Origin of the sequence: Shinella zoogloeoides (assembly GCF_030733845.1) — a bacterium.
Lineage (GTDB): Bacteria > Pseudomonadota > Alphaproteobacteria > Rhizobiales > Rhizobiaceae > Shinella > Shinella zoogloeoides_C.
In genome coordinates this window covers 2,537,575-2,562,934 of the sequence record NZ_CP132311.1, presented here as the reverse complement: position 1 = coordinate 2,562,934, position 25,360 = coordinate 2,537,575, and the positions used below count along the sequence as shown (strand labels likewise).

Below are 25,360 nucleotides of genomic sequence, written 5' to 3'. Positions count from 1 at the left end.
CGCCCCCGGAGCCTGCCCCCGTGAACCTGTTCGCCCCCGCCCTGACCTTCCGGCAAACGCAACCGAACCCGCCGGCGACGCCCGAAAAGGCGCGCCTGACGGCCGACTGGCTGACCCGGCACGTCTTCAGCTTCGAAGTCGGGCCGCAGCGCCATCTGGTCACGTCTGGCATGCTCTTCGAAAAGGACGGCAGGATCGGCGGCTACCAGCATCCGAACGAGGCCGGCTGGCGGATCGACGACGACAGGCTGTTCATCCTGCGCGAGGACGGAACCCCGTCCTGCATCGCCATCCTCATGGAGGCGGACGATGGCAGCCGCGAGATCGTCGGCCCCTTCCTGCTGGAGGAAGAAATCCACCTGCATTACTTCCGGCCCTTGGCGCTACGCGGCTATTTGCCGGCCGTGCAGACCTTCGATCTGTTCGATACGCTCGTTGCGCGCTACTGCGTCGATCCGCTCGCCGTTTTCGATGCTGTGGAGGCCAAGGCCCGGGCAAAAGGCTTCGCGCGGCTCCGCCAGAGCCTGGAAGCAGACCTCTGGCGAAGCGGCGACTACACGCTCGATGACGTCTATGCGAAGCTCGCCGAGGCCACGGGCTGGCCGGACGGCCTGATCGAGCGGCTGAAAATGCTGGAACTTGCCGAGGAGTGGGACAACCTGTTTCCGATCCAGGAAATGGTCGCCCGCGTCCGGCACGACGACCTGATCATTTCCGACATGTACCTGCCGGAATCCTTCCTGCGGAAGATCGTCGAGGAGAAATGCGGCCTGCCGGGGCTGACGATCCATCTGAGCAATCACGGCAAGCACCATGGCACGATCTGGCCGAAAATCCTCGCCGGGCACCGGATCCTGCGCCACTACGGCGACAATCATCACTCGGACGTCGCGCAGGCGCGCAAGGCCGGCATCGACGCCGAGCACGTCACGACATCCGCTTGGTCGATGGGGGAGACCGTCCTGTGCTCGGTCGGCCTTGGCGAATTCGCCAAGGCGGTGCGGAAAGCCCGGCTTTCCAGCTTCTCCTTCGACAAGACGGCGCGGCAGGCGCAACTGGCGCAGTTCGATGCCAACATCCCGCTGCTGATCATCGCCGGCCTCATCCTCATCCGGCGGGCGAACGCGGCCGGGGCGGACACGCTGTTGATGTGCGGGCGCGATTCCAACATGTGGGTCCATCTGCTGCGCTGGATGATCGGCCTTTCCCCGCGCAAGATGGCTGTGCACTACCTCCCGTCGTCGCGCGACCTCTTCCTCGCCGACAGCCCGGCCTATGCCGCCTATGTCTCGCGGCTGCGCGGCGCGCGCACGATCATCGCTGATGTCTCCGGCACGGGCCGCAGCCCGGCGCATTTCATCGCCGGCCTGGAAGCGCAGGCCGATACCAGCGTCTTCGTCGTCCTGAAGTCGAACCGCATCGATCCGCCGATGGAAGCGCGCGCGCCGGCGCGCGACGACGTGCTGATCGACAGCGCGATCACGATCGATCTCGAACGCTTCCTGTTCGAGCGGTTCAACACCGCCGTGTGCGAAGACCGGGCGATCGGCATGGAATTCCTCGGCGAACGGTTCAACGTCCTTCGCGAGCATCAGCCGCTCGATGCGGCAACCACGATTCTCGTCACAAAGATGCAGGAAGCCTTCGCCCTGACGCTAAAGCTCCTCCAGGAATCGCCCATCACCACGCTGCCGGACGCTCCCTCCGACGAGGACCTGCGCGAGGCCCTGCACACGCTGGTACAGGTCGGCATCCACTACCTCGACGTGGCAAAACGCCTGCCGGAGTGAGCGGGGAGAAGCCCCGCCGCCGCGGGGCTTCTTAAGGGGCCGGTCTCAGTGGCCGTTGCGGCGGGACCAGATGAGGTTGTGGCTGCTGCCGTCCTCGGCGTCGACCAGGCTGGCGTAGATCGGGGCCGGGAAGCTCGGATCGTCGAGCTTGACCGAGAGGTATTCGCGGCCGGTTTCGCGGGCGGTCTTCTTCCAGGCGGCGCTGAACTCGGTCGCGCACCGGTGCAGCCGACAGCGCGGCCCGAAGGGCGACGCCACAATACTTGCTGCGAGGAGCTGGCTCTTATGAACCCTCGCAAAAATTGCTATTCTGCAACGCAGCAAAAATCAGGTGCGAAAGTCTCGCTATATTCGGGAATTCCGCGAAAACAAAGCTATAGGTTATAGGCCGAATATTGATGAAATATTATGTAATTAAATATCAACACGGCGCGCCAGGCTGCCCTACTGCTTTGCTCTGGAAAGATGATGACGGCGGACTGGATTGGGATAACCTTAATCCCGATATCGACTCCATCGAAATCAAAAGAGAGCATATCGCAAAGGTTTCAAATCGATCTATTGATTTCGATTTCTTCGAATCGAACGATATTGCGTCGGCGGAATTCATTGAAATCGCTAAAAAATACTCAGAAAGGATAAAGGAAATTCCCGTTCGTTTTATCATTGCTGGAGGTAAAAAGCCGAAGAAAGATTATTTCTACATCGTGTTTGGCGATTGGTTCTCCATGATTGATTTGAATAATTCAACTTTTGAATATGATAGGGACTTGGGTAGTGGTGACGTAATTTATAATAAATATTTCCCCGGCATGCCTAATTTTGACAAGATTGAAAAGTTCAGGATTGATCTGTCGAAAGACCCTAAAAGAGATATTTTTAAGTCTCTCGATTTTTTTGGAGAAACGATTTGCTCTGAAAGATTTATGAAAGATTGCTTTGATGAAAAAATAATCGGCTTGGAATTCATACCCATTGAGGACTTTCAATACATTCCTTTTTGGCATCGAGATTGAACAAGGAATGGAAGCAAATTCTCCGAGAAAATCCTGATTTTTCTGGCATGACGGCGGCGTTAAAATTGCTCGGCAATTGTTGTCGCACCCCTGTCGCAAACGTCCGAGTTTCGCGATCGACTTTTGCGACATTGCGCAGCGGTTTTCATAGTTTGCCAGCGCCAAATAATCTGCTGGCGCGGTGCAGCGCGCGTCGACGATCATAATAGCGCAGACCTGCCGGCAGATTTAGCGTGTGAGTGATTCACAGGTGGCGTTGGCGACGAAGCAGACAAGGCCCGCGCCGGGACTAATCTTCATGATTTTGAGGGAGAGGCTTTTTCCAGCCGGGTAACGGCCTTGGAGTCGGACGCCTGCTTGTGCATCGCCTCCCAATCGTCGGGCGAGTTGCCGTCGTCGAGCATTCCCTTGAAGAGCTTGCAGGCGTCCGGAGCCGCAGGTCCGCAGGCTGTTCTCATAGTTCACCCATGCGAAGATGATGACCTTGCTGGCGCTGCTGTAGCGGAAGAAGAGCCGGAAACGGCCATTGCCGAACTTGGCACGGGACGCGGCTCGCGGTCGAGCCGGTTATGATATCGTCAGGTTGCCGCCGACAGGTTCACCCGTCGCACCAGGGCCGCGGCGCTTTCCTTGCGTTCGGAATAGCGCTCGGTGAGATAAGCCGACACGTCGCGGGTGAGCAGTGTGAACTTGACCAGTTCCTCCATCACGTCGACCACCCGGTCATAGTAAGAGGACGGCTTCATGCGGCCGGCTTCGTCGAATTCCTGATAGGCTTTTGCGACGGACGACTGGTTCGGGATCGTCACCATCCGCATCCAGCGGCCGAGCACGCGCATCTGGTTGACGGCGTTGAACCTCTGCGAGCCACCGCTGACCTGCATGACGGCGAGCGTCCGGCCCTGTGTCGGCCGAATGGCTCCGACGGAGAGCGGAATCCAGTCGATTTGCGCCTTCATCACCGCGCTCATTGCGCCATGGGGTTCCGGGCTGCTCCACACCTGCCCTTCCGACCAGAGCGACAATTCGCGCAGCTCCTGCACCTTCGGGTGATTGACCTTGGCGCCATCCGGCAGCGGCAGGCCCATCGGATCGAAGACGCGCGTTTCCGCTCCGAAATGGTTCAGCAGCCGCTCGGCTTCGAGCGTGAGAAACTGGCTGTACGAGCGTTCGCGCAGCGACCCGTAAAGCAGCAGGATACGCGGCGGATGGGACGAAGGCGTTGCGCGCAGCCGCTCGGTGCTCGGAATTTCCACGCAATCGGCATGGAGGTTCGGAAGGTCAACCAGCATCAGCGATTGGCCTCCGCGACGCTCTCCGGCTTGCCGCCGCGTTCATACCAGTCCTTCGATCGGTTCACGATCCAGACGACGGAGAGCATGACCGGCACTTCGATCAGCACGCCGACGACGGTGGCGAGCGCCGCGCCGGAATGGAAACCGAACAGGCTGATAGCGGCAGCAACGGCCAGCTCGAAGAAGTTGGACGCGCCGATCAGCGCAGAGGGACCGGCGACGCAATGCTGTTCGCCTGAGATCCTATTAAGGAGGTAGGCCAGCCCCGAATTGAAATAGACTTGGATCAGGATCGGCACGGCCAGCAGCGCGATCACCAAGGGCTGTGCGATGATCTGCTCGCCCTGGAAGCCGAACAGCAGCACCAGCGTCGCGAGCAAGGCGACGAGCGAGATCGGCCCGAGCTTGGCGAGCAACCGATCCAGCGCGGCTTGCCCGCCAGCCGCCAGCATCTGCCGTCGCACGATCTGCGCGATGATGACCGGAATGACGATGTAGAGCACGACCGACAGGATCAGTGTGCTCCAGGGCACTGTGATCGCGGACAGGCCGAGCAACAGGCCGACGATGGGTGCGAAGGCGACCACCATGATCGCATCGTTGAGTGCGACCTGGCTCAGCGAGAAATGTGGTTCGCCCTTGGTGAGATTAGACCAGACGAAGACCATCGCGGTGCAGGGGGCCGCGGCGAGGATGATAAGGCCGGCGATATAGCTGTCGATCTGTTCGGCTGGCAGATAAGGCCGGAACAGCCAACCAATGAACAGCCAACTGAGCAGCGCCATCGAAAAGGGCTTCACCGCCCAATTGACGAACAGCGTCACGCCGATGCCGCGCCAGTGCCGGCCGGCCTCGCCGAGCGCGGCGAAGTCGATCTTGAGCAGCATGGGAATGACCATCAACCAGATCAGCACCGCGACCGGCAGGTTGACCTTGGCGATTTCGGCCGTGCCGATCATCTGAAACAGGCCCGGCATAAGATGGCCGAGCGCGATCCCGACGACGATGCAGAGGGCGACCCAGAGGGTCAGATAGCGTTCAAAGGTGGACATGCCCGATCCTCAAGCCGTCGCGACACGGCGGCCGTGCCCGTCGATGACACGCTCGCCGTCCTCCTTGACGAACTCGCCTTGCTGCGGCGGCAGCAGGTCAAGCACGTCTTCCGACGGTCGACAGAGCTTCACGCCTTTCGGGCTGACGACGATCGGCCGGTTGATGAGGATCGGATGCGCCATCATAGCGTCCAGAAGCGCGTTGTCGGTGAGCGCCGGATCGCCAAGGCCGAGGTCGGCATAGGGCGTGCCTTTTTCGCGCAGCAGCGCGCGGGGGACGATGCCCATGCGCGTGATGAGTTGCGTGAGCATTGCCCGGCTGGGCGGCGTCTTCAGATATTCGATGACGTGCGGCTCGATGCCGGCATTGCGGATCATCGCCAGCGTGTTGCGCGACGTGTCGCAATCGGGGTTGTGATAGGTGATGACGTCCATGGGGACGCGTGCGGAGTGGCCTGCATCAGCCATGGGCGGTGCCTTTCGTCGGTTCGCAGCAGGAAGACAGCGCGGCCATCGCCGGATTGCACACCTCGGGATGGCCCTGGCAGCAGTCGCGCATGAGAAATTCGATAAGGCCGGCGAGCGTCGGCAGAGCCGCGCTGTAGATGATCGAGCGGCCCTCGCGCCGGGATTCCACAAGGCCGGCCTGTTCGAGATGGCCCAGATGGAACGACATGCGCGACGAGGATGCGCTGTCCATCGCTTCGCCGATTGCGCCGGCAGACAGGCCATCGGGGCCGGCGATCACGAGCAAGCGGACGATGCGCAATCGTGTTTCCTGCGATAGCGCGGCAAAGGCGTCGAGAGCTCGATTTTCGTTCATCATCTCAATATCTCAAGAATCATTGAGATATTGAATACACTAGTCCGTGACGGCGCGCCAGTCGCGTGGCGGAAAAATGCGAACAGGCGAAAGCGCCCGCCTGCAGTATACAGGCGGGCGCGATGGTGTGGGTTCATGCGTTGAGAATCCGGCCCACGTTGTGGACGCATTTCGCATAGCAGTCGCGCGGATAAGCTCGAAGAAGGCGACTATCGGCGGGACCACCCTCGCGCGCTGGCGCAGCGCGTTGAGGTCGCTGACGACGAAGTTCGCATCATTGAATCGAAATCGGAACTGCTACGCACGCTTGTTGCCGCTTCTCGCAGCAAATCGGCGGCATTCGGCGTTAGTGGTTCTGTACTGAAATGGCGCACCCGACAGGATTCGAACCTGTGACCTTTGGAATCGGAATCCAACACTCTATCCAGCTGAGCTACGGGTGCTTGCCCTAGGCGATGACTCGCCTGTCCGATGAGAGGGTTCTTAGCCTAGCTGGGGGCGGGCTTCAATCGGGAAATTGCGGAAAGGGATATCTCTTCTGCGGTTTGCTGGCGCGATCTTGTTGAACGGAAAGAGCCGCCGGGTTTCCGGCGGCTCTTTCGTGTGGGCTGTCAGGCGGTCTGCATGGCGCCGGGGCCGGGGATGGCTTTTTCCGGGACCTTGCCGAGGATGATCATGCCGAGCACCTCGTCCTTGGTCACGTCCTCGGTGCGGGCGTGGCCGACGACCTGACCGTTCTTCATCACCGAGACGCGGTCGGCGAGGTCGAAGACGTCGTGGATGTCGTGGCTGATCAGGAAGATGCCGATGCCTTCCTTCTTGAGCTGCTTGATCAGCTCGCCGACCTGCGCCGTCTCCTGGGGTCCGAGCGCCGCCGTCGGCTCGTCCATTATGAGGATGCGGGCGTTAAAGAGGATGGCCCTTGCGATCGCCACCGACTGGCGCTGGCCGCCCGACAGCGCCTTCACCGGCTCCTTGAAGCGCTGGAAGTTCGGGTTGAGGCGGCCCATCACCTCGCGGGTCTTAGCCTCCATCGCCACGTCGTCGAGCGTGCCCCACGGCGTGCGCAGCTCGCGGCCGAGATAGAGGTTGGCGGCGGCGTCCACGTTGTCGGCGACGGCGAGCGTCTGGTAGATCGTCTCGATGCCGTATTTCTTGGCGTCGCGCGGATTGCTTATATCGGCCGGCTCGCCGTTGATCAGGATCTCGCCGGCATCGCGCTTGTAAGCGCCGGAGAGGATCTTGATCAGCGTCGACTTGCCGGCGCCGTTGTGGCCGAGCAGGGCGACGACCTCGCCGGGATAGAGATCGACCGAGGCATTGTCCACGGCATGGATGCCGCCGAAGGAGATGGAGATGTTCTTCAGCTCCACGAGGGGCGTGCTTTTGTCCGTCATTGGGTGGGCTCCTCTTACTTGGCGCGGGCGCGGTAGATCGTGTCGAGCCAGACGGCGACGACGAGGACCATGCCGACCACGATGCGCTGGAACGGGGTGTCGATGCCGACCAGCACCATGCCCGATTGCAGCGATTGCATGACGAGGGCGCCGAGCATGGCGCCCGCGATGGTGCCCATGCCGCCGGCGAGCGACGTGCCGCCGATGACGGCCGCAGCGATGGTGTATAGCTCGTCGAGTTCGCCCTGCGCGTTGGTGGCGGCGTTGAGGCGGGCGGTCGAGATGGCGGCGGCGATGGCGCAGAGCATGCCCATCAGCGCGAAGATCTTGACCGTGACCCAGCGGGTCTTGATGCCGGCGAGCTCGGCGGCTTCCGGATTTCCGCCGAGGGCGAAGACGTAGCGGCCGAAGCGCAGGCGCGTCGAGATGAAGGTCATGACGATGCCGACGACGATGGCGATCAGCACGGGAATGGCGATGCCGTGCGGGATGAACAGGCCGCCCTCCGGCCAGGCGATGCCGTTGGCGTCGGCATATTTGCGGGCGATGGCGACCGGCCAGGGATAGCTGTTGACGACGGCGATGGCGCCGAGCACCAGCGCGCAGCCGACGGCGACGAGGAAATACTCGGCCCACATGGGGCGGAGCGGAAAGCCGAAGCGCTTGCGCTGCTTGCGGGAGTTGGCGATCGTCGCGACGATGGCGATGCAGGCGAGGATGCCGACGATCCAGCTCGCCGTCGCGCCGATCGAGCCCTCGGTGCCGCCGCCCATCAGGCGGAAGGTGGTGTCCATCGGGGCGACCGTGCGCCCGCTCGTGACGAACCATGTGGCGCCGCGCCAGATCAGGAGACCGCCGAGTGTCACGATGAAGGACGGCACGTTGAGGAAGGCGATGATGGAGCCGTGCAGCGCGCCGATGGCGGCGCCGAGCGCGATGCCGGCGAGGAGGGTGACGATCCAGGTGGCGGGATGGTTGAAGCCGATGAGCTGCGGCAGGAGCTCGACCTGCAGCACGCCCATGATCATGCCGACGAAGCCGAGGATCGAGCCGACCGAGAGGTCGATGTTGCGCGTGACGATGACGAGCACCATGCCGGTCGCCATCACGGCGACGGAGGCGGTCTGGACGGAGAGGTTCCAGAGGTTTCGCGGCGTCAGGAACAGGCCGCCGGACAGGATGTTGAAGCCGATCCAGATGATCAGCAGCGCGCCGACCATGCCGAGCAGGCGCGTATCGATCTCGGTCGCGCGGAAGAAGCGCTTTACCGGATTCTCGCTCGCCGATCGCGCGCGATTGGCATGTGCGGTATTCGTGATGTCGGCCATCGCTTTGCCGTCCCCCTCACTTTGTTGATCGTGTCGTGCGGGCTTTCTCGAGGATATAGAGCCGCCTATCCTCCGCCCGCTGCCCACCTTGCGCAAGCGCCGCAACGAATGTCGTTGCGGCGCCCGGCAATGGTCAGGTCAATGGTGCTGCGTTAGTTGCAGGCAGCGACGGAACCGGCAGCGACGCCCTGGCAGGCGGCTTCCTTGGAAATCCAGCCGGCGTCGATGACGACGTTCAGATTGTCCTTGGTCACCGGCAGCGGCGCGAGGAAGACCGACTTCATCTCGACGCCCTTCGGGCCGCCGTTGAAGGTGGTGACGCCCTCGATCTCGTCCATGGTCTTGCCGCCGGCGAGCTGGGCCGCGATTTCCGCGGCGCGCTTGCCGAGTTCACGCGAGTCCTTCCAGACGGAGACGGTCTGCGTGCCGAGCGCGACACGGTTGAGTGCAGCGTGGTCGGCGTCCTGGCCGGAGACCGGGACGGAGCCGGCAAGGCCCTGGGCCGCCAGCGCGGCGATCGCGCCGCCGGCCGTGCCGTCGTTCGAGGCGACGACCGCGTCGACCTTGTTGTCGTTCGCCGTCAGGAACTGTTCCATGTTCTTCTGGGCGTTTTCCGGCTTCCAGCCGTCGGTATAGGCTTCGCCGACATTCTTGATCTTGCCGGCGTCGATCGCTTCCTTCAGCACTTCCTGCTGGCCTGCGAAGAGGAAGTCGGCGTTCGGGTCGGCGGAGTTGCCCTTGATGAAGACATAGTTGCCTTCCGGCTTCACCTTGAACACTTCGCGGGCCTGCATGCGGCCGACTTCCTTGTTGTCGAAGGTGATGTAGAAGGCGGCCGGGTTCTCGATCAGGCGGTCGTAGCCGACGACCGGAATGCCTTCGGCGGCGGCCTTCTCGATGGCCGGGCCGATGGCGTCCGAATCCTGCGCCAGGACGATGATGGCGTTGGCGCCCTGGGCGATCAGCGATTCGACGTCCGTCAGCTGCTTTGCGGCGGAGGACTGGGCGTCAGCCGAAATGTACTTGTCGCCGGAAGCCTCAAGCGCTGCCTTGATGGCGGCTTCGTCGGTTTTCCAGCGCTCTTCCTGGAAGTTCGACCAGGAAACGCCGACCACCAGGTCCTTGGCGTGCGCGGCCGCGGAATGCAGGGAAACGATGACGGCAGCCCCTGCCATCAGCTTCAAAACGGATTTCATTTTATCCTCCCAAGTGAACACCGGCCGCCGGACGAACCTCCCGTCCAATCAACGACCGGCCACGACAATGCTGTCTCGATGCCTCTCCCGACGGTGCCGGGACTTTTTTCTCGACAGTCGAGAAAATAAATGTCAGAACTTTTTCGGGCTGTCAACACGGGTTTAGAAAGTCCTTGAATGACGGCGTGACAGATGCTTTGGGAGGAGCATGTGTTGCAGCTTATGAAAGCGGGCGGAAACGGAAGATGCTGGTGAAGTCGAGCACGGAGCTTGTGCGTCAGCAGAACAGTGCGCTCGTGCTGGCCTCGCTGCGCCGCCACGGCCCGCTCGCCCATACGGACATTTCCCAGCATACCGGCCTTGCTTCCGCAACGATCTCGGTCATCACGGCCGAGCTGGAAAAGGCCGAGGTGCTGGAACGGCGCGAGCAGCAGGCTTCCGCCTCGCGCGGCCGGCCGCGCGTCATCTTCGGCCAGCGGCGCGGTGCTGGCTATCTCATAGCCGTGCGCATTTCCTCCGACGTCGTGCAATATTCTCTGGCCGATTACGGCGGCACGCTGCTCGATCGCTTCGAGGAGGCGCGCAACCACGCCGACACCTCGCCCCAACCCTTCGCCGCTGCCTTCGTCGCCGCGCTCGACCGGCTGGTCCAGCGCTCGCGGATCGACCGCGCGCGGGTGCTGGTGGTCTCTATCAGCAGCAAGGGGCTTGTCGATCCCGCGCGCGCAACCCTCGTCTGGTCGCCGGTCTTCGGTGCCCAGGAGGTGGATTTCGCCGCGCTCCTCCGGTCCGAGTGGCGCGCGAAGATCCTGCTCAGCAACGAGACGCTGCTGGTCGCCCATGCCATGGCGCTGCGCATGGAGAGGGCGGGCGAGAAGAACCTGCAGGCGGTCGCGGCGCTGTCGCTCGGCCACAGTATCGGCCTCGGCATCGCCCGGTTCGACCGGACCGGCGAACTGACCGTGACGGCGCCGAATTTCGGACACATGCTGAATTCGTCGGATGGCAAGCTGTGCCGCTGCGGCTCGCAGGGCTGCATCGAGGCGTCCGCCGGCTTCTACGGCATCCTGCGCACGGCCTTCGAGGTGCCGCCCGATACGATCCCCGCCAAGTTCGTGCCGCTGGCCGAGATGGACAAGATCGCGCTGCGCGCCCGGCAGGGGCACCGCATGTCGGAATACGCCTTCCGCCAGGCCGGCCTTGCCCTGGGGCAGGGGCTGTCGCGCATGGTGAGCCTCTACGAGAACATGCCGATCGCCATCACCGGTCCGGGCACACGCTATTTCGATCTCCTCAGGCGCGGCCTGGAGGAGGGCCTGGCCCAATCGCAGCAGGTACGCCTCTTCGGCGCGCCGCCGATCTCCGTCGTTCCGGAGGAGGCGACGCTCGCGCTGGAAGGCCATCTCGACCGGGCGCTGGCGGAGATGGACCACGACATCATCGCGGCGGGAACGGCGGGCGAATAAAAAGACCGGGCGACGGAGATCGCCCGGCCAGTTGCTTGGGAGGAGGTTTCCGTCAGGCGACGGGGATCTGGCGCTTTTCTTCCACCGACTTCACGGCGGCATCGGCGAGCGCGAGGGCGGCGAGGCCATCGGCGCCGGATGGGGAGATTGCGGCGCCCTTTTCGATGGCGGCGATGAAGCTCGCGATCTCGTTCGCATAGGCTTCCGTGTAGCGGGTCATGAAGAAATCGTGCAGCGGCGGGCGGGTGTAGCCCTCGCCGTTTGCGATCTCGATGGAGACCGGCCGCTGGTTTTCCGCCGATACCATGCCCTTCGAGCCGTGCACCTCGATGCGCTGGTCGTAGCCGTAGGTGGCGCGGCGGGAGTTGGAGATGACCGCCTGCCTGCCGGATTTGGTCTGGAGGATGACCGAGACGCTGTCATAGTCGCCGGCCTTGCCGATCTCGGGGTCCACCAGTACAGCGGCGGTGGCCGACACCGAGACGACCTCCTCGCCGAGCAGGAAGCGCGCCATGTCGAAGTCGTGGATCGTCATGTCGCGGAAGATGCCGCCGGAGCGCTTGATATAGTCCACCGGCGGGGCGCCGGGATCGCGCGAGGTGATGGTGACCATCTCGACATCGCCGATGCGGCCGTCGTCGATGGCCTTGCGGACGGCCATGAAATGCGGGTCGAAGCGACGGTTGAAGCCGACCATCAGCTTGCCCTTCGTCTCCTCGACCACCTTCATGCAGGCGCGCACGCGGTCGACGTCGAGGTCAATGGGCTTTTCGCAGAAGATGGCTTTTCCAGCGCGCGAGAAACGCTCGATGAGGTCGGCATGGGTGTCGGTCGGCGTGCAGATCACGACGGCGTCGATATCCTCGGCGGTTTCGATCGCCTCGATCGTGCGGACCTCGCAGCCATATTGCGTGGCGATCGCCTCGGCAGCCGCCGGGAAGGCATCGGCGACGGCGACGAGCACGGCATCGGGATTGCCGGTCACGGCCTTGGCATGCACCTTGCCGATGCGGCCTGCGCCGAGAAGACCAAATCTCACAGTCATCTTCATTCTCTCTGGTCGAACCGGCGGCCTTGCCGCCGGGGGAGGGACGGGGCGATGCGCTCGCCCCGCAAAGGCGCCGCGGAAGGCCGCGGAATGGGTGTCAGGTCTTGCGCTTCTTCTGCCGGTAGACGTCGACGACGACGGCGGCGACGATGATCACGCCCTTGACGATCTCCTGGTAGAAAGCATCGACGCGCAGGAAGGTAAAGCCCGAGGTCATGACGCCGAGGATGACGGTGCCGATGACCGTGCCCGTGATGCGCCCGACGCCGCCGGCCAGCGAGGTACCGCCGATGACGGTCGCGGCGATGGCGTCGAGTTCGTACATCACGCCCATGCCGGCCTGTGCGGTCTGGGCTCTGGCGGCGGTGACGACGCCGGCAAGGCCCGCCAGCGCGCCGGCAATCGCATAGACCTTCACGAGATGGGCTTCGACGTTGATGCCCGAGACGCGCGCGGCCTGCACGTTCGCGCCGATCGCATAGGTGAATTTGCCGTAGCGGGTGTAGCGCAGCGCGATGTGGAAGATCACGGCAACGACGAGGAAGATCACGACGGGCCAGATGCCGGTGCCGATGAAGTTGAACTGGTCCGTCAGGCCAGAGACCGGCTGGCCCTTCGTGTACCATTTGGAAATGCCGCGGGCCGACACCATCATGCCAAGGGTGGCGATGAAGGGCGGAATCTTGGTCTTGGCGATGAGCTGGCCGTTGATGAAGCCGGCAAGCAGGCCGACGCCGACGCCGACCGCCACCGGCACGATGAAGGGCAGGTCGGTCAGCGACGGGTAGAGCGCCCGCGGCCAGGTCGAGGCCTGCGCAAGCGAGGCGGAGAACATTGCCGTCATGCCGACGACGGAGCCGGACGACAGGTCGATGCCGCCGGTGATGATGACCTGCGTGACGCCGACGGCGATGATGCCGATGACCGAGACCTGCAGGATGATGATGGTCAGGCGCTGCGGGTTCATCAGGAAGCTCTGGCCGACGAAAATCCAGCCGAGGATTTCGTAGACCAGCGCAATGCCGATGAGGACGAGAAAGATGTTGAGTTCCGGCGGGAGCCGGCGGGCAGATTTCTGCGCAGCGGCCTGGGCCTGCGCGGCGGAATTCGTGCTCATGAGTACCTCCCTTGCGGCCGCCCCGCGGCCCTTGATCTTACGGGGCCCAATCTCACTGGGCAGCCAGTTCCATGACCTTGACCTGCGTCGCCTCCGCCCGGTCGAGAATGCCGGTGACGCGGCCCTCGTGCATGACCATGACACGGTCGCTCATGCCGAGCACTTCCGGCATTTCCGACGAGATCATGATGACGGCTACGCCGTCCCTGGCGAGCTCCGTCACGAAGCGATGGATTTCCGCCTTCGCGCCGACATCGATGCCGCGCGTCGGCTCGTCGAGGATCAGGATGCGCGGGTTGGTGAGCAGCCAGCGGCCGATCAGCACCTTCTGCTGGTTGCCGCCCGACAGGTTCTCGATGCGCTCGGACAGGTTCGGCGTTTTCACACGCAGCTTCTTGCTCATCTCCTCGCAGACCTTGATCAGCGCCCCCTCGGAAACGAAGCCGTTCTTGACGAACTTGTCCTGGAGAACGGCGATCTGCATGTTTTCCAGGATGTCGAGGATCAAAAGACAGCCGGTGTCCTTGCGGTCCTCCGTCAGGAACGCCATGCGATGCTTGATCGCGGTGTTCGGGCTGTCGATATTCACCTGACTGCCGTTGATCGAGATCGTGCCCGATGTCGCCGGCGTCACGCCGAAGATCGTTTCCGCGACGTTCGAGCGGCCGGAGCCGACGAGGCCGGCAAGGCCGAGGATTTCCCCGGCGCGCACGTCGAAGGAGACGTCGTGGAAGACGCCCTTGAGGGTCAGGTTTTTCACCGACAGCACGACATCGCCGATCGGCACCTCTTCCTTCGGGAACATCTGGGTGATCTCGCGGCCGACCATCATGCGGATGATGTCGTCGCGGGTGACGTCCGTGGAAGCATGGGTGCCGATATACTTGCCGTCGCGGAACACCGAGAACTCGTCGGCGATCTCGAACAGCTCGTTCATCTTGTGGGTGATGTAGACGATGCCGATGCCCTGCGAGCGCAGGTCGCGGATGATGGTGAAGAGGTGCTCCACCTCGCGCTCGGTCAGCGCCGAGGTCGGCTCATCCATGATGAGCACGTCGCTCTCGTAGGAGACGGCCTTGGCGATCTCGACCATCTGGCGGTTGGCGACCGAGAGGTCGCGCACCTGCGTTTCCGGGTCCATTGCGATGTTGAGGCGCTTAAAGAGGTCGGCTGTCTTGCGGCGCATCTCGCCGTGGTCGACGAAGCCGAAGCGGTTCTTCGGCTCGCGGCGGATCCAGATGTTCTCCGCCACGGTCATGAAGGGCATCAGGTTGAGCTCCTGATGGATCATGGCGATGCCGTTCTCCAGCGCGTCGAGCGGCGAGTCGAGCCGGATCTTCTGGCCCTTCAGCAGCACCTCGCCCTGGTCGGGCGTGTAGATGCCGGCGAGGATCTTCATCAGCGTGGATTTGCCGGCGCCGTTCTCGCCCATCAGGGCATGCACGCTGCCCCGCTTCAGCTTGAACTGGACGTCGTCGAGCGCGACGACGCCGGGAAATTCCTTGCGGATGCCTTCCGCGGACAGAAGATAATCGGCATTCGGAATGGCGCCGCTTGCACGAACCGCGGCCATGGTGGTCGGACTGACCATCGTCCCTCCCTCCCGGAGCAACCTGAAACGGGTCGGACGCGCGCACGCAGGCGTGCGCGCGTCCATGACAATCTGGTCGTTTCGTCTTCTATCGGTGCGAACCGATCAGTTCTTCGCCTGGAAATCGGCGATGTTGGCCGGCGTCACGAGCTGGAAGGGAATATAGACCTTGGTCTCCACCTTCTCGCCCTTGGCGAGCTTGAGCGCGGCGTCGACCGAGCCCTTGCCCTGGCCGGCGGCATCCTGGAACACGGTCACGTCGAGATCGCCCGCAGCCATGGCGGCGAGTGCGTCCTGCGTGGCGTCGATGCCGGCAACGACGACGCTGTCCATCGAGCGGCCGGCCGCCTTCAGCGCCTGGATCGCGCCGATCGCCATTTCGTCATTGTTGGAGATGACGGCGTCGAATTCCAGTCCGGCGGAGAGCCAGTTGGTCATGAGGTCGGAGCCCTGCGTACGCGACCAGTTGGCCGTCTGCTCCTCGACGATTTCGAGGCCCTTGCACTCGTCGGTCGCGATGACGTCCTTGATGTCCTGGGTGCGCACGCGGGCGGCCTGATTGGACAGTTCACCCATCATGACGACCACCTTGCCCTTGCCGTTCAGCAGGCGGCAGACTTCCTTGGTTTCCAGCGTGCCGGATTCCTTTTCGTCAGAGGCGACGAAGGCCTGCTTTTCCGGCAGTTCGTTGACGTTGACCGGCTCGCGGTTGACGTAGACGAGCGGAATGCCGGCGTCGGCCGCGGCCTTCGACATGGCGGCCGTGGCATCGGTATCGACCGGGTTCACGATGATCGCGCTGACGCCCGAGGCGATGAAGTTCTGGATCTGGCTCTGCTGCTTGGCGACGTCGTTCTGGGCGTCCTCGACCTGCAGCTCCACGCCGTCGAGCGTCTTGGCGTAGTCGGACATGCCGTTGCGCAGGACGGTCAGGAAGTTGTCGTCGAACTGCGCCATCGTCACGCCGATCGTCTCGGCATGGGCGGCCGTCGACAGCATCACGGCAAGCGCCGAGCCAAGAATGAATTTTTTCATGTCGTTCTCCTCCTCAACGTGGCGTCCGGCAGCGCCACTCGATTATCCGGATAGCTGCCCTTGCGGGACAGCCGGCCCTCTGCTCCTCCCGGGATGCAAAAGGCCAAAACAGAATAAACAAACCGCGAATTCCGTATTGCGGAATGTTTATTCCATTTTCTGCCTGTGACGTCAAGCCCGTTCCATTTTCCGGCGGTGGGAAACCGGCCGGCTTGGGGAAAAGGGCCGGCATGACACCCGCCGGCCCAAGGGGCTCAAAGGCTTTCGAGTAGGAAAGCGACGCTTTCGGCGACCGCCGCCCTGGGATCGGCGACATCGTGCACGGCCGGCGAAAACGGCTCGAAGGACAGCGGGCCGGCATAACCGGCAGCAAGCAGCGCCTTGATCTGGGTCGTATTCCCAAGCCGGTCGCTGGGGCCGACGAGGACGCGGTGGCCGTCGCGCATGTCGGAAATGGCGACCGCCGGGTCCTCGACGCCGGAAATGTGGACGAGACCGGTGTGGTCGGCAAAGAGTTCCGGTTCGCCCGCGAGATGATGGTGGAACGTGTCGTGCACCAGGCGGAATGTCCGTTCCCCGCCGACGGCCTTGATCGCCTCCACGGCCTCGCGCTTGGAGCGCAGCGAGCAGATCTCGAAGCCGAGCGGTTCGACGAGGCCGATGATGCCGGCCGCGTCGAGCAGGGGTTTCAGCGCGGCCAGCGCCTCGCGCAAGTTCGCCTGCCGCTCGCCGTCAGCCTGGCCGGTGCCGTCGTTTTTTGGCACAAGCACGAGCGCGCGGGCGCCGCAGGCGCTAGCGAAGTCGATGAGTTCGCTCGCTTCGGTGGCACGGGCGGGCGTCCATTCGTTGAAGCGCTGGAGGGCGTTGATCGAGATGATCGTGACGCTATGGCGTTCGGCGAGCGCCGTCACCTCGGCGGGCGTCGTGCCGTCGAGGATGGCGTTGCCGTCAAGATCGTTGCGGATTTCGACCGCCGTCATGCCGAGGGAGACGGCGAGGGCGAAGAAGGCGTCGAGCGTCAGGGCGGGCGCCGTCATGTGGTTGAGGGCGAAAGTCAGGGGCGGCATGGATGGTGTCCTCCGGTCTTCGAGCCGCCGATAGCGCGGCCTCGCATGCACGCATGAGGATCGGGACAGGCTTGACGGGCGTCAAAGCCGAAGGTGCCGTCGTCGCCGTCATGGCTGAAAGATTGAGAAACCATCATGATGGAAAACCATCATGATCAGTCAGATATTCTCCGGCAGGAAGATGTCGAAGGGCAGGAATGTCTGGCCGGGCACGGCGTTTTCGCCCTTCTCGATGGCGGTCACCATCAGCGAGACGAGTTCACGGCAGAGGGCGGGCAAGGGGGTGCTGATGGCCATGGTGACGACGTCGTCGGCAAGGCCGGCCCTCGATTCCGGGGTCAGTTCGTTGACGATGAGCTGCACCTTGCCGGCATAGCCTTCCTCGCGGATCGCCGAAATCGCGCCCTCCATGCCGCCGCCGGCGACATAGAGGCCGACGAGATCGGGGTGCTGCGCCAGAAGGTTTGCCGTCGCTTCGTGGGTGATCTCGCTGGTGTCGAGGTTGACCAGCGTGTCCAGCACCTCGAAGGCCTGGCCCTTCTCGCGGAAGAAGGAGCGGAACCCCATCTCGCGCAGTTCGTGGCCGTGAAAGCGGTGGCTTCCGACGAAGATCGCGACCTTGCCGGGGCGTTTCGCGCCACGCGCGATCATCCAGGCGGCGGTGCGTCCGACCTTCATGTTGTTGAGGCCGATATAGCCCTGGCGCACGTCCATGGCGAAATCCGAGAGCAGGCAGAACAGCGGAATGCCGCGGGCCTTCAGGTCTTCCACCAGGGATGTGGTCGCCGGATAGTCCGGCGCGACGACGGCGAGCGCCTGGTTGCGCGCGGAAAGCTGGCGCAGCATCTCCGCCATCGCCGCGGGCGTCTGCGCACTGATGAATTCGATCTGCGGCACGATGCGCGCGGTGGTGCAGGCATTGCAGGCGATTTCGATCTCGCGCGCGAAATTCTGGTAGAAGGCCTGGCCCGGGCGCTGGAAGCTGAAGCCCAGCCGGTATTGCGGCAGGTCCTCGAAGACGCGCTGCCTTATGAGGCCGATGGCGTGATAGCCGATGGCGTTGGCGGCGTCATAGACCCGGCGCGCCGTTTCCTCGCGCACCTTGTGGCGGCCGTTCAACACTCGGTCGACCGTCGCGACGCTGACGCCGGCCGCCCTGGCGAGATCCGAGATGGTTGGTCTCGATGCCATGTTCCCCTCCTGAAATCTTTCCATCAAACAGGAATGATAGTGAATGATGGAATTTGACGCATTCTATCATGGCAGGATTGAGAGACGCAAGAAGCGGCGGTATCGTTTGTCCATCAGATGAGGCGGGTCGGTGAGCGTGCCCCGCGTGGAGGAGACGAGCGATGAACCCGACGAAGAGGGATTACAGCCTTCTTGGCCGCGATGCCGAGGCCGCCGTTGCAAACGGGCTGGCCGCGGCCGAATGGTATCATACCGAAATCCCGCGCAAGGAAATGAAGGCACTGATGCAGCGCAGCGATGCGGCCGCCATCCGCGACACTGCGATCTGGCTGGGAACCATGCTGGTCTGCGCCGCTGCGGGTATCTGGTTCTGGGGAACCTGGTGGGCGGTGCCGTTCTTCCTCGTCTATGGCGTCCTCTACGGTTCGGCTTCCGACAGCCGCTGGCATGAATGCGGCCACGGCACGGCCTTCAAGACGATGTGGATGAACAATGCCGTCTACCAGATCGCCTGCTTCATGATCATGCGCAATCCGGTGACATGGCGGTGGAGCCACACGCGTCACCACACGGATACGGTCATCGTCGGCCGCGACCCGGAGATCGCCGTCATGCGTCCGCCGGATCTCCTGCGGCTCGTCCTCAATTTCTTCGGCCTGCTCGACGCCTGGCATGCCGTCGTCGATATGGTGCGCAATGCGGCGGGCGTGATGAGCGCGGCGGAAAAGACCTTCGTGCCGGAAATGGAACAGCCGAAGGCGATCCGCATCGCCCGCATCTGGCTCACCATCTATGCCGCGACGATCGCCGCCTGTTTCTACTTCGGCTCGATCCTGCCGGCCATGCTGATCGGCCTGCCGCGGCTCTACGGCGCCTGGCACCATGTGATGACCGGCCTGCTCCAGCATGGCGGCCTTGCCGACAATGTCATTGATCACAGGCTGAACAGCCGCACGGTCTACATGAACCCCGTCAGCCGCTTCATCTACTGGAACATGAACTACCATGTGGAGCACCACATGTTCCCGATGGTGCCCTATCATGCGCTGCCCCGGCTGCACGCCATGATCAAGCACGACCTGCCGGCGCCGAACCCGTCCATCTGGCACGGCTACAGGGAGATGATCCCGGCCTTCCTGCGCCAGCTGCGCAACGAGGACTATTTCCTGAAGCGCGAACTGCCCGGCACCGCACGCCCCTACAAGGAAGAATTCCACGCCGAACCGGCGATTGCGGCCGCCGAATAACAACCCATTCCCGGAGGAGAGACCATGAGCGACAACTGGATCGAGGTCTGCGCGGCAGACGAGATCGACGAGGAAGATGTCATCCGCTTCGACCATGCGGGCCGCACCTTCGCGATCTACCGCAGCCCGGAAGACACCTATCACGCGACGGACGGGCTCTGCACCCACGAGAAGATCCACCTTGCCGACGGGCTGGTGATGGATCACATCATCGAATGTCCCAAGCACAATGGCCGCTTCGACTACAGGTCCGGTGAAGCCAAGGGCGCGCCCGTCTGCGTCGATCTCAGGACCTATCCGGTCAAGGTCGAGGGCGGCACGGTCTTCATCGGGCTCTAGGGGTTTTGTCGCATTGTCCGACGCCGAAGCGACTTCGCTTCGGCTGGAAATGCTCCAGAGGAAACGTCATGGCGAATTTCGTTATCGTCGGCGCCGGCGAATGCGGTGCGCGCGCAGCCTTTGCGCTGCGCGAGAAGGGGTTTGACGGCACGCTGACCCTGATCGGCAGCGAGACGCACCTGCCTTACGAGCGTCCGCCGCTCTCCAAGGAAGCACTTGTTGCCGGGGCCGGCCCGAAATTCGTCGCCGAGCCGCACCGCTATGTCGAAGCCGGCATAGACATGCTGCTGGGCCGCACGGTCTGCGGGATCGATCGCGCCGCAAAATGTGTCGTGCTGGGGGACGGCACGGTGGTTCCCTATGACAAGCTGCTGCTTGCCACCGGTGCCCGGCCACGCGCTCTGCCGGGCACGACCCACGGCGGCCGTGTCGCGGCGCTGCGCAGCCATGACGACGCAACGCGTATCCGCGCGCATCTGGTGGAGGGAAGCCACGTCGCCATTCTCGGCGGCGGGTTCATCGGGCTGGAGCTTGCCGCCAGCGCCCGCAAACTCGGTGCCACCGTCACGCTCGTCGAAGGCCTGCCGCGCGTCCTGAGCCGCGGTGTGCCGGCGGAGATTGCCGAGATCGTCGCGCATCGGCACGCTGCCGAAGGGGTGGAAATCCTCTGCGGCGCGAAGATCGCCAGTGTCGAGGAGTTGCCGGGCGAAGTGCGCCTCACGCTTGAAGGCGGCCGCGTTGTTGCGGCCAGCCTGCTCGTCGTCGGCATCGGCGCGGTGCCGAACACGGAACTGGCGGAAGCGGCGGGCCTTACCGTAGAAAATGGCATCTCGGTCGATGGAATGCTGCGCACCTCCGATCCGGATATCTTTGCCGCGGGAGACTGCACCTCCTATCCGCTGCCGCTCTATGGCGAGCGCCGCATCCGCCTCGAATCCTGGCGCAACGCGCAGGAACAGGGTCAGCTCGCTGCGGCCAACATGCTCGGCGGTGCGGATGTGCATGCGGCGGTGCCGTGGTTCTGGTCGGATCAGTACGACATGACCTTGCAGATCGCCGGCCTTGCCGACGGCGCGGCGACGACCGTTCGGCGCGACATGGGCGAGGGGGCGTTCATCCTCTTCCATCTCGATGCAGCCGGACGGCTGATCGCGGCAAGCGGCATCGGGCCGGGCAATGCGGTCGCGCGCGACATCCGCCTTGCCGAAATGCTGATCGCCGCCCGCATCCATCCCGATCCGGCGGAGCTCGCCGCACCGGAAACCAAGCTCAAGAAACTGCTCGCCGCCTGAGGGAGATTCATCGTGAAAACCAAGAGACCGACCGTCGCCGACCTGCAGGCAATGAAGGGCAAGCGCCAGCTCACCATGCTGCGCGTCGTGACGCTGGAGGAGGCGGAGGCCGCCGAACAGGCGGGCATCGACCTTGTTTCCGTGCCGCCCGCCCTGCTGGGGCCGGCCTTCCGTGAGGCAGCCCCGACGGTCTTTGCCTTCCCCGGCCTCGAATACGGTGATTTCGTCACGGCCGACGACTACCTGCGCGGCGCCTTCCAGGCGATGAAGGCCGGCGGCGATGCGGTCTATTGCGCCGCCGGCCTTTCCACCGTGCGGCGCCTGCGCGAGGAGGGCGTCCCGGTGTGCGGCCATGTCGGTCTCATTCCCTCCAAGGCGACATGGACGGGCGGGTTCCGCGCGGTCGGCAAGACGGCGGAAAGCGCGCTGGAAATCTTCCGGCAGGTCAAGGCGCTCGAAGAGGCGGGGGCCTTCGCGGCGGAGATCGAGGTCGTGCCCGGCGAAATCGCGGCGGCGATCAGCGCGAGGACCGCGCTCGTCATGCTGTCGATGGGCGCGGGGGCGGGGTGCGACGCGCAATATCTCTTCGCGGACGACGTGCTCGGGCAGAATCGCGGCCATTATCCGCGCCATGCCAAGGTCTACCGCAACTTCGCCGCCGAATATGACCGGCTCCAGCAGGAGCGCGTCGCGGCCTTCCGCGAATATGCCGATGACGTGCGCTCGGGCGCCTATCCGGAAAAGGGGCACCTCGTCGGCATCGAGCCTTCCGAGCTTGCCGCCTTCCTCGATGGGCTCGGCGCTTGAAAAGCCGGTTTCCCCCCGCCGCAAAACCGCCTATGTAGGCGCTGAAGGCGTGAGGAGACGTTCATGAAATTCATCGACACCGACCATCCGTTCTACCGTCCGCTCTGGCGGCGGCTGCTTCTGGTCGGGTTCTGCGCCGCATGGACGGCGGTGGAGTTCTACAACGGCGAGCAGACCTGGGCCACCATCTTCCTCGTCGTGACCGCCTATGCCTTCGCGAACCTCATTCTCTTCTTCAAGCCCTCCGACCCGGCCGCCAAGCCGCCGGAAGAGGGTGGCGAGACGAAGGGCTAGGGCATCCGCTAGCGCGACAGCCCGAGGCTTTTCTCGACATTGACCCGGCGGATCGTCTCGTCGATCAGCATGTTGGCGATCTTCATGCGCAGCGTCGCATTGGCGCGCAGGTCTTCCGGCGCGCGGTCGGGATGGTTTTCGCGCGCAAAGCTGCGGCGGCGGGCAAGCAGGTCGTCGATATTTTCCCGTCCGCTGAGGCCTAGGTCTTTCGCGACTTCCTCCGGCGCGGTGCGCAGGAGATGCGGCGGCGGTGCCGGCGGTGCCTCGGGCGGCGGGGGCGGCTGCGGTTCGGGCGGGCGCGGCTCCTCGTAGAGATCGAGATAGGCGGCGGCGGCCTGTGAACCCGAGACGAAGGTGCCCGCCGTGCCGAGGCCGGTAAAGCCCGAGATCAGGCCACGAATCTGTCCGTGGCCGCCGTCGTCCGGCGTCTCGCCCTCCGCCTCTTCGGCCGCCTCGCGGGCCTCCGCCTTCAGGCGTTCCAGCACGGATTCGAAAACGGTCATGCCGAACATGGGGTCTCCTTCGCTCAGTCCGGCGAAAGCGTCCGGCTGCGTTGCCAGATCAGATCATAGAGCAGTTTGGCGCTGGGCGGGAGCGCCCTGCCTTTGACGGAGATCAGGCTGTAGGGCTTGATGTCGATCTCGAAATCCGTGTTGAGGATGCTGATCTCGCCCGCCTGCGCGCCGACATCGGCAATGAAGGTCGCCATGTCGCGCGCCACCGGCGCGATCGCGTTGGAGCCGCAGACGATGGCGGTGGTGAGGAGGATGGACGAGGTGTTGACCACCGTGGAGGGCAGCGGCACGCCCGCCGCGATGAACAGTTCCTCGATGCGGCGCCGCAGTAGCGTGCCGGCGGGCTGGAAGACCCAGTCGTAGCGCGGCAGGTCCGCAAGGCCGACGACGGGCTTTTCCGTCAGCGGGTGGCCCTTGCGGACGATGAGACAGGCCTTCTCGATGCCGATCTCGGTGACGTTGAAGAGGCGCGGATTGAGGTCGTCCGGCACGCGAGCGATGATGAAGTCCTGCTGCGCGGCGAGCAGTTCGCGGGCGAGCACATTGCTCGTCTCCACGCGCACGTTCACCTCGATGCCGGGATAGGCGGCGCTGACCTGCTGGATCGCCGGCACGGCAAGGCTGATGGCCGGCGCCGTCACCGCGCCGAGGAAGACCGAGCCGCCGGTGCCGGATTTCAGCGCCGAAAGCTCGCGGTCGACCTCGCGCAGTTCGAGCAGGATGGTGCGCGCCCGGCGGGCGAAGGCCCGGCCGAAGGCTGTGAGCGCCACGCCGCGCGATATGCGCTCGCAAAGCTGGGCCTTGAGGATCGTCTCCATTTCCGTCAGCATGCGAGACGCGGCGGGCTGGGAGATGTTGAGCGCATCCGCCGCGGCGCTCACCTGCTTGTGCTCCTCAATCGCCACGATCATGCGCAGGTGGCTGAGCTTCAGGCCGCTGCGCAGCAGGCCGATGCCCTGCAGGTTGTCGAGGCTTTCCCCGGCAAAAAGCTGCTCCTCGTTGTCGCTCTCCAGACGCATGATTCCTCTATCCGTAAAAATAGTATATTTCGCTCACTATATATCAAATATGATATCGATTTAGAAGTTCATTGCATTTGACAGTTATGGCAATTCGTACGACGTTGCGCCAATGTGCGCTGGGGTCCTTGGGAGTGGGGACCGGCGGGCCTGCGCCCGACCAGTCCAGGCGTCGCCTGAATGCGACCCCGTCCGCGCACAGAGCAATGCCTGGCCGCAATATCGGCCAGTGCGCACAAGGGAGAGACCTTTCAATGAAAATGATCACTTCGCTTCTCGCCGCCGCTGCCATCAGCGTCGCGTCGTTCGTGGCGCCGGCCTTTGCCCAGGACAAGGGCATGGTCGGCATCTCCATGCCCACCAAGACCTCGACCCGCTGGATTTCCGACGGCGAGACGATGGAAAAGCTGTTCAAGGATGCCGGCTACACGCCGGACCTGCAGTTCGCTGACGACGATATCCCGAACCAGCTCGCCCAGATCGAGAACATGGTCACCAAGGGTGCCAAGGTTCTCGTCATCGGCGCGATCGACGGCACGACGCTTTCCGACATCCTGCAGAAGGCTGCCGATGCCGGCGTGAAGGTCATCGCCTACGACCGTCTCATTCGCGATTCGGGCAATGTCGACTACTACGCCACGTTCGACAACTTCCAGGTCGGCGTCCTGCAGGCCACCAGCCTCGTCGATGGCCTGAAGGCGAAGTTCCCGGACACCAAGCCGTGGAACGTCGAACTCTTCGGCGGCTCGCCGGACGATAACAACGCCTTCTTCTTCTACGATGGCGCGATGTCGGTCATCCAGCCGCTCATCGACAAGGGCGACATCGTCATCAAGTCGGGCCAGACCGGCATGGAAACCGTCGGCACGCTGCGTTGGGACGGTGCCGTCGCGCAGGCGCGTATGGAGAACCTGCTGTCCTCGACCTACACCGACGGCCGCGTCGATGGCGTGCTGTCGCCCTATGACGGCCTGTCCATCGGTATCCTGTCGGCCCTGAAGGGCGTCGGCTACGGCTCGGGCGACCAGCCGATGGCCATCGTCACCGGCCAGGACGCCGAGCTGCCGTCCGTCAAGTCGATCCTCGCTGACGAACAGTACTCGACGGTCTTCAAGGACACGCGCGAACTGGCCAAGGTCACCGTCGGCATGGTCAATGCGATCCTGGAAGGCAAGGAGCCGGAAGTGAACGACACCAAGACCTATGACAACGGCGTCAAGGTCGTTCCGTCCTACCTCCTCAAGCCTGTCGCCGTCGACAAGTCGAATGCCGAGAAGATCCTCGTCACGGACTCGGCCTACTACACGGCCGATCAGCTCAAGAACTGATCCTTTCGCCGCCATCGGGGGTTCGCGCGCAACGTGCGCGGACCCTCTTTTCTCCTGATCGCAGAGCGAATAGGCTGGACCCCGCCGCTTGAGTGACGGCGGATGGC

24 protein-coding genes, 1 tRNA gene and 2 pseudogenes are annotated in these 25,360 nt (G+C 63.7%); 9 read left to right on the top strand and 18 right to left on the bottom strand.

The window, feature by feature from the left end; genetic code table 11:
* The first annotated feature begins 20 nt into the window (after positions 1 to 20).
* Positions 21 to 1,790, top strand: coding sequence for a hypothetical protein (locus Q9316_RS13685; protein WP_306032152.1), 1,770 nt, complete (start codon positions 21 to 23; stop codon positions 1,788 to 1,790).
* A 45-nt stretch (positions 1,791 to 1,835) separates the two neighbouring features.
* Here the strand turns inward: Q9316_RS13685 and Q9316_RS13680 are convergent.
* Positions 1,836 to 2,012: pseudogene (locus Q9316_RS13680) on the bottom strand (DUF736 domain-containing protein); the annotation flags it as partial.
* A 176-nt stretch (positions 2,013 to 2,188) separates the two neighbouring features.
* On the opposite strand from Q9316_RS13680, the gene Q9316_RS13675 reads away from it, so the two are divergent.
* Positions 2,189 to 2,806: an Imm43 family immunity protein gene (locus tag Q9316_RS13675; RefSeq protein ID WP_306032151.1), complete on the top strand. Its 618-nt coding sequence runs from the start codon at positions 2,189 to 2,191 to the stop codon at positions 2,804 to 2,806.
* 228 nt (positions 2,807 to 3,034) lie between these two features.
* Here Q9316_RS13675 and Q9316_RS13670 read toward each other — a convergent pair.
* From Q9316_RS13670 to xylF, 9 genes and pseudogenes are all read right to left on the bottom strand, one after another.
* Positions 3,035 to 3,301: pseudogene (locus tag Q9316_RS13670) on the bottom strand (hypothetical protein); the annotation flags it as partial.
* An 83-nt stretch (positions 3,302 to 3,384) separates the two neighbouring features.
* Positions 3,385 to 4,098: an arsenical resistance protein ArsH gene (arsH, locus tag Q9316_RS13665; protein ID WP_306032150.1), complete on the bottom strand. Its 714-nt coding sequence runs from the start codon at positions 4,096 to 4,098 to the stop codon at positions 3,385 to 3,387.
* Positions 4,098 to 5,153, bottom strand: a complete 1,056-nt coding sequence (gene arsB, locus Q9316_RS13660) for an ACR3 family arsenite efflux transporter (RefSeq protein WP_306032149.1) — start codon at positions 5,151 to 5,153, stop codon at positions 4,098 to 4,100. Before arsB ends, arsH begins: the two co-directional genes overlap by 1 nt.
* Before the next feature lie 9 nt (positions 5,154 to 5,162).
* Positions 5,163 to 5,588 (bottom strand): arsenate reductase (glutaredoxin), encoded by a 426-nt coding sequence (gene arsC, locus Q9316_RS13655; RefSeq protein WP_306035299.1) that lies wholly within the window; start codon positions 5,586 to 5,588, stop codon positions 5,163 to 5,165.
* A 25-nt stretch (positions 5,589 to 5,613) separates the two neighbouring features.
* Positions 5,614 to 5,976, bottom strand: a complete 363-nt coding sequence (locus Q9316_RS13650; RefSeq protein ID WP_306035298.1) for an ArsR/SmtB family transcription factor — start codon at positions 5,974 to 5,976, stop codon at positions 5,614 to 5,616.
* Between the two features lie 366 nt (positions 5,977 to 6,342).
* Positions 6,343 to 6,419, bottom strand: a tRNA-Arg gene (locus Q9316_RS13645).
* A 168-nt stretch (positions 6,420 to 6,587) separates the two neighbouring features.
* A complete protein-coding gene (locus Q9316_RS13640) occupies positions 6,588 to 7,373 on the bottom strand; it encodes an ATP-binding cassette domain-containing protein (RefSeq protein WP_306032148.1) in 786 nt (261 codons plus the stop codon).
* Between the two features lie 14 nt (positions 7,374 to 7,387).
* Positions 7,388 to 8,701, bottom strand: a complete 1,314-nt coding sequence (locus Q9316_RS13635; protein ID WP_306032147.1) for a sugar ABC transporter permease — start codon at positions 8,699 to 8,701, stop codon at positions 7,388 to 7,390.
* Between the two features lie 152 nt (positions 8,702 to 8,853).
* Positions 8,854 to 9,897 carry a D-xylose ABC transporter substrate-binding protein gene (gene xylF / locus Q9316_RS13630; RefSeq protein ID WP_306032146.1) on the bottom strand — a complete coding sequence of 348 codons (1,044 nt, stop codon included), beginning with the start codon at positions 9,895 to 9,897 and terminating at the stop codon, positions 8,854 to 8,856.
* Between the two features lie 245 nt (positions 9,898 to 10,142).
* Between xylF and Q9316_RS13625 the strand changes: the two genes are divergently transcribed.
* Positions 10,143 to 11,363 carry an ROK family transcriptional regulator gene (locus tag Q9316_RS13625; protein WP_306032145.1) on the top strand — a complete coding sequence of 407 codons (1,221 nt, stop codon included), beginning with the start codon at positions 10,143 to 10,145 and terminating at the stop codon, positions 11,361 to 11,363.
* A gap of 52 nt (positions 11,364 to 11,415) precedes the next feature.
* Here Q9316_RS13625 and iolG read toward each other — a convergent pair whose 3' ends face one another.
* The 6 genes from iolG to Q9316_RS13595 form a co-directional block, all read right to left on the bottom strand.
* On the bottom strand, positions 11,416 to 12,408 hold the full coding sequence (gene iolG, locus Q9316_RS13620; protein WP_306032144.1) for an inositol 2-dehydrogenase: 993 nt from the start codon (positions 12,406 to 12,408) through the stop codon (positions 11,416 to 11,418).
* 100 nt (positions 12,409 to 12,508) lie between these two features.
* Complete coding sequence (locus Q9316_RS13615; protein ID WP_306032143.1) at positions 12,509 to 13,528, bottom strand: ABC transporter permease; 1,020 nt, start codon at positions 13,526 to 13,528, stop codon at positions 12,509 to 12,511.
* A gap of 52 nt (positions 13,529 to 13,580) precedes the next feature.
* Complete coding sequence (locus Q9316_RS13610; protein ID WP_306032142.1) at positions 13,581 to 15,119, bottom strand: sugar ABC transporter ATP-binding protein; 1,539 nt, start codon at positions 15,117 to 15,119, stop codon at positions 13,581 to 13,583.
* 105 nt (positions 15,120 to 15,224) lie between these two features.
* Complete coding sequence (locus Q9316_RS13605; RefSeq protein WP_306032141.1) at positions 15,225 to 16,154, bottom strand: sugar ABC transporter substrate-binding protein; 930 nt, start codon at positions 16,152 to 16,154, stop codon at positions 15,225 to 15,227.
* 254 nt (positions 16,155 to 16,408) lie between these two features.
* Complete coding sequence (locus Q9316_RS13600) at positions 16,409 to 17,221, bottom strand: TIM barrel protein (protein ID WP_306032140.1); 813 nt, start codon at positions 17,219 to 17,221, stop codon at positions 16,409 to 16,411.
* Between the two features lie 159 nt (positions 17,222 to 17,380).
* Positions 17,381 to 18,412, bottom strand: a complete 1,032-nt coding sequence (locus Q9316_RS13595) for a LacI family DNA-binding transcriptional regulator (RefSeq protein ID WP_306032139.1) — start codon at positions 18,410 to 18,412, stop codon at positions 17,381 to 17,383.
* A gap of 161 nt (positions 18,413 to 18,573) precedes the next feature.
* Between Q9316_RS13595 and Q9316_RS13590 the strand changes: the two genes are divergently transcribed.
* From Q9316_RS13590 to Q9316_RS13570, 5 genes are all read left to right on the top strand, one after another.
* Positions 18,574 to 19,659 carry a fatty acid desaturase family protein gene (locus Q9316_RS13590; protein ID WP_306032138.1) on the top strand — a complete coding sequence of 362 codons (1,086 nt, stop codon included), beginning with the start codon at positions 18,574 to 18,576 and terminating at the stop codon, positions 19,657 to 19,659.
* A 24-nt stretch (positions 19,660 to 19,683) separates the two neighbouring features.
* Positions 19,684 to 19,998 carry a MocE family 2Fe-2S type ferredoxin gene (locus Q9316_RS13585; protein ID WP_306032137.1) on the top strand — a complete coding sequence of 105 codons (315 nt, stop codon included), beginning with the start codon at positions 19,684 to 19,686 and terminating at the stop codon, positions 19,996 to 19,998.
* Between the two features lie 68 nt (positions 19,999 to 20,066).
* A complete protein-coding gene (locus tag Q9316_RS13580) occupies positions 20,067 to 21,290 on the top strand; it encodes an NAD(P)/FAD-dependent oxidoreductase (RefSeq protein WP_306032136.1) in 1,224 nt (407 codons plus the stop codon).
* A 12-nt stretch (positions 21,291 to 21,302) separates the two neighbouring features.
* Positions 21,303 to 22,097, top strand: coding sequence for a 3-methyl-2-oxobutanoate hydroxymethyltransferase (locus Q9316_RS13575; RefSeq protein ID WP_306032135.1), 795 nt, complete (start codon positions 21,303 to 21,305; stop codon positions 22,095 to 22,097).
* Positions 22,098 to 22,160: 63 nt separating this feature from the next.
* Positions 22,161 to 22,391, top strand: coding sequence for a hypothetical protein (locus Q9316_RS13570; RefSeq protein WP_306032134.1), 231 nt, complete (start codon positions 22,161 to 22,163; stop codon positions 22,389 to 22,391).
* 8 nt (positions 22,392 to 22,399) lie between these two features.
* On the opposite strand, the gene Q9316_RS13565 is transcribed toward Q9316_RS13570, so the two are convergent.
* Positions 22,400 to 22,894, bottom strand: coding sequence for a hypothetical protein (locus Q9316_RS13565; RefSeq protein WP_306032133.1), 495 nt, complete (start codon positions 22,892 to 22,894; stop codon positions 22,400 to 22,402).
* 23 nt (positions 22,895 to 22,917) lie between these two features.
* Positions 22,918 to 23,925, bottom strand: a complete 1,008-nt coding sequence (locus Q9316_RS13560; protein ID WP_306032132.1) for a LysR family transcriptional regulator — start codon at positions 23,923 to 23,925, stop codon at positions 22,918 to 22,920.
* 254 nt (positions 23,926 to 24,179) lie between these two features.
* On the opposite strand from Q9316_RS13560, the gene chvE reads away from it, so the two are divergent.
* Positions 24,180 to 25,253, top strand: a complete 1,074-nt coding sequence (gene chvE, locus Q9316_RS13555; RefSeq protein ID WP_306032131.1) for a multiple monosaccharide ABC transporter substrate-binding protein — start codon at positions 24,180 to 24,182, stop codon at positions 25,251 to 25,253.
* The last annotated feature ends 107 nt before the right edge of the window (positions 25,254 to 25,360 follow it).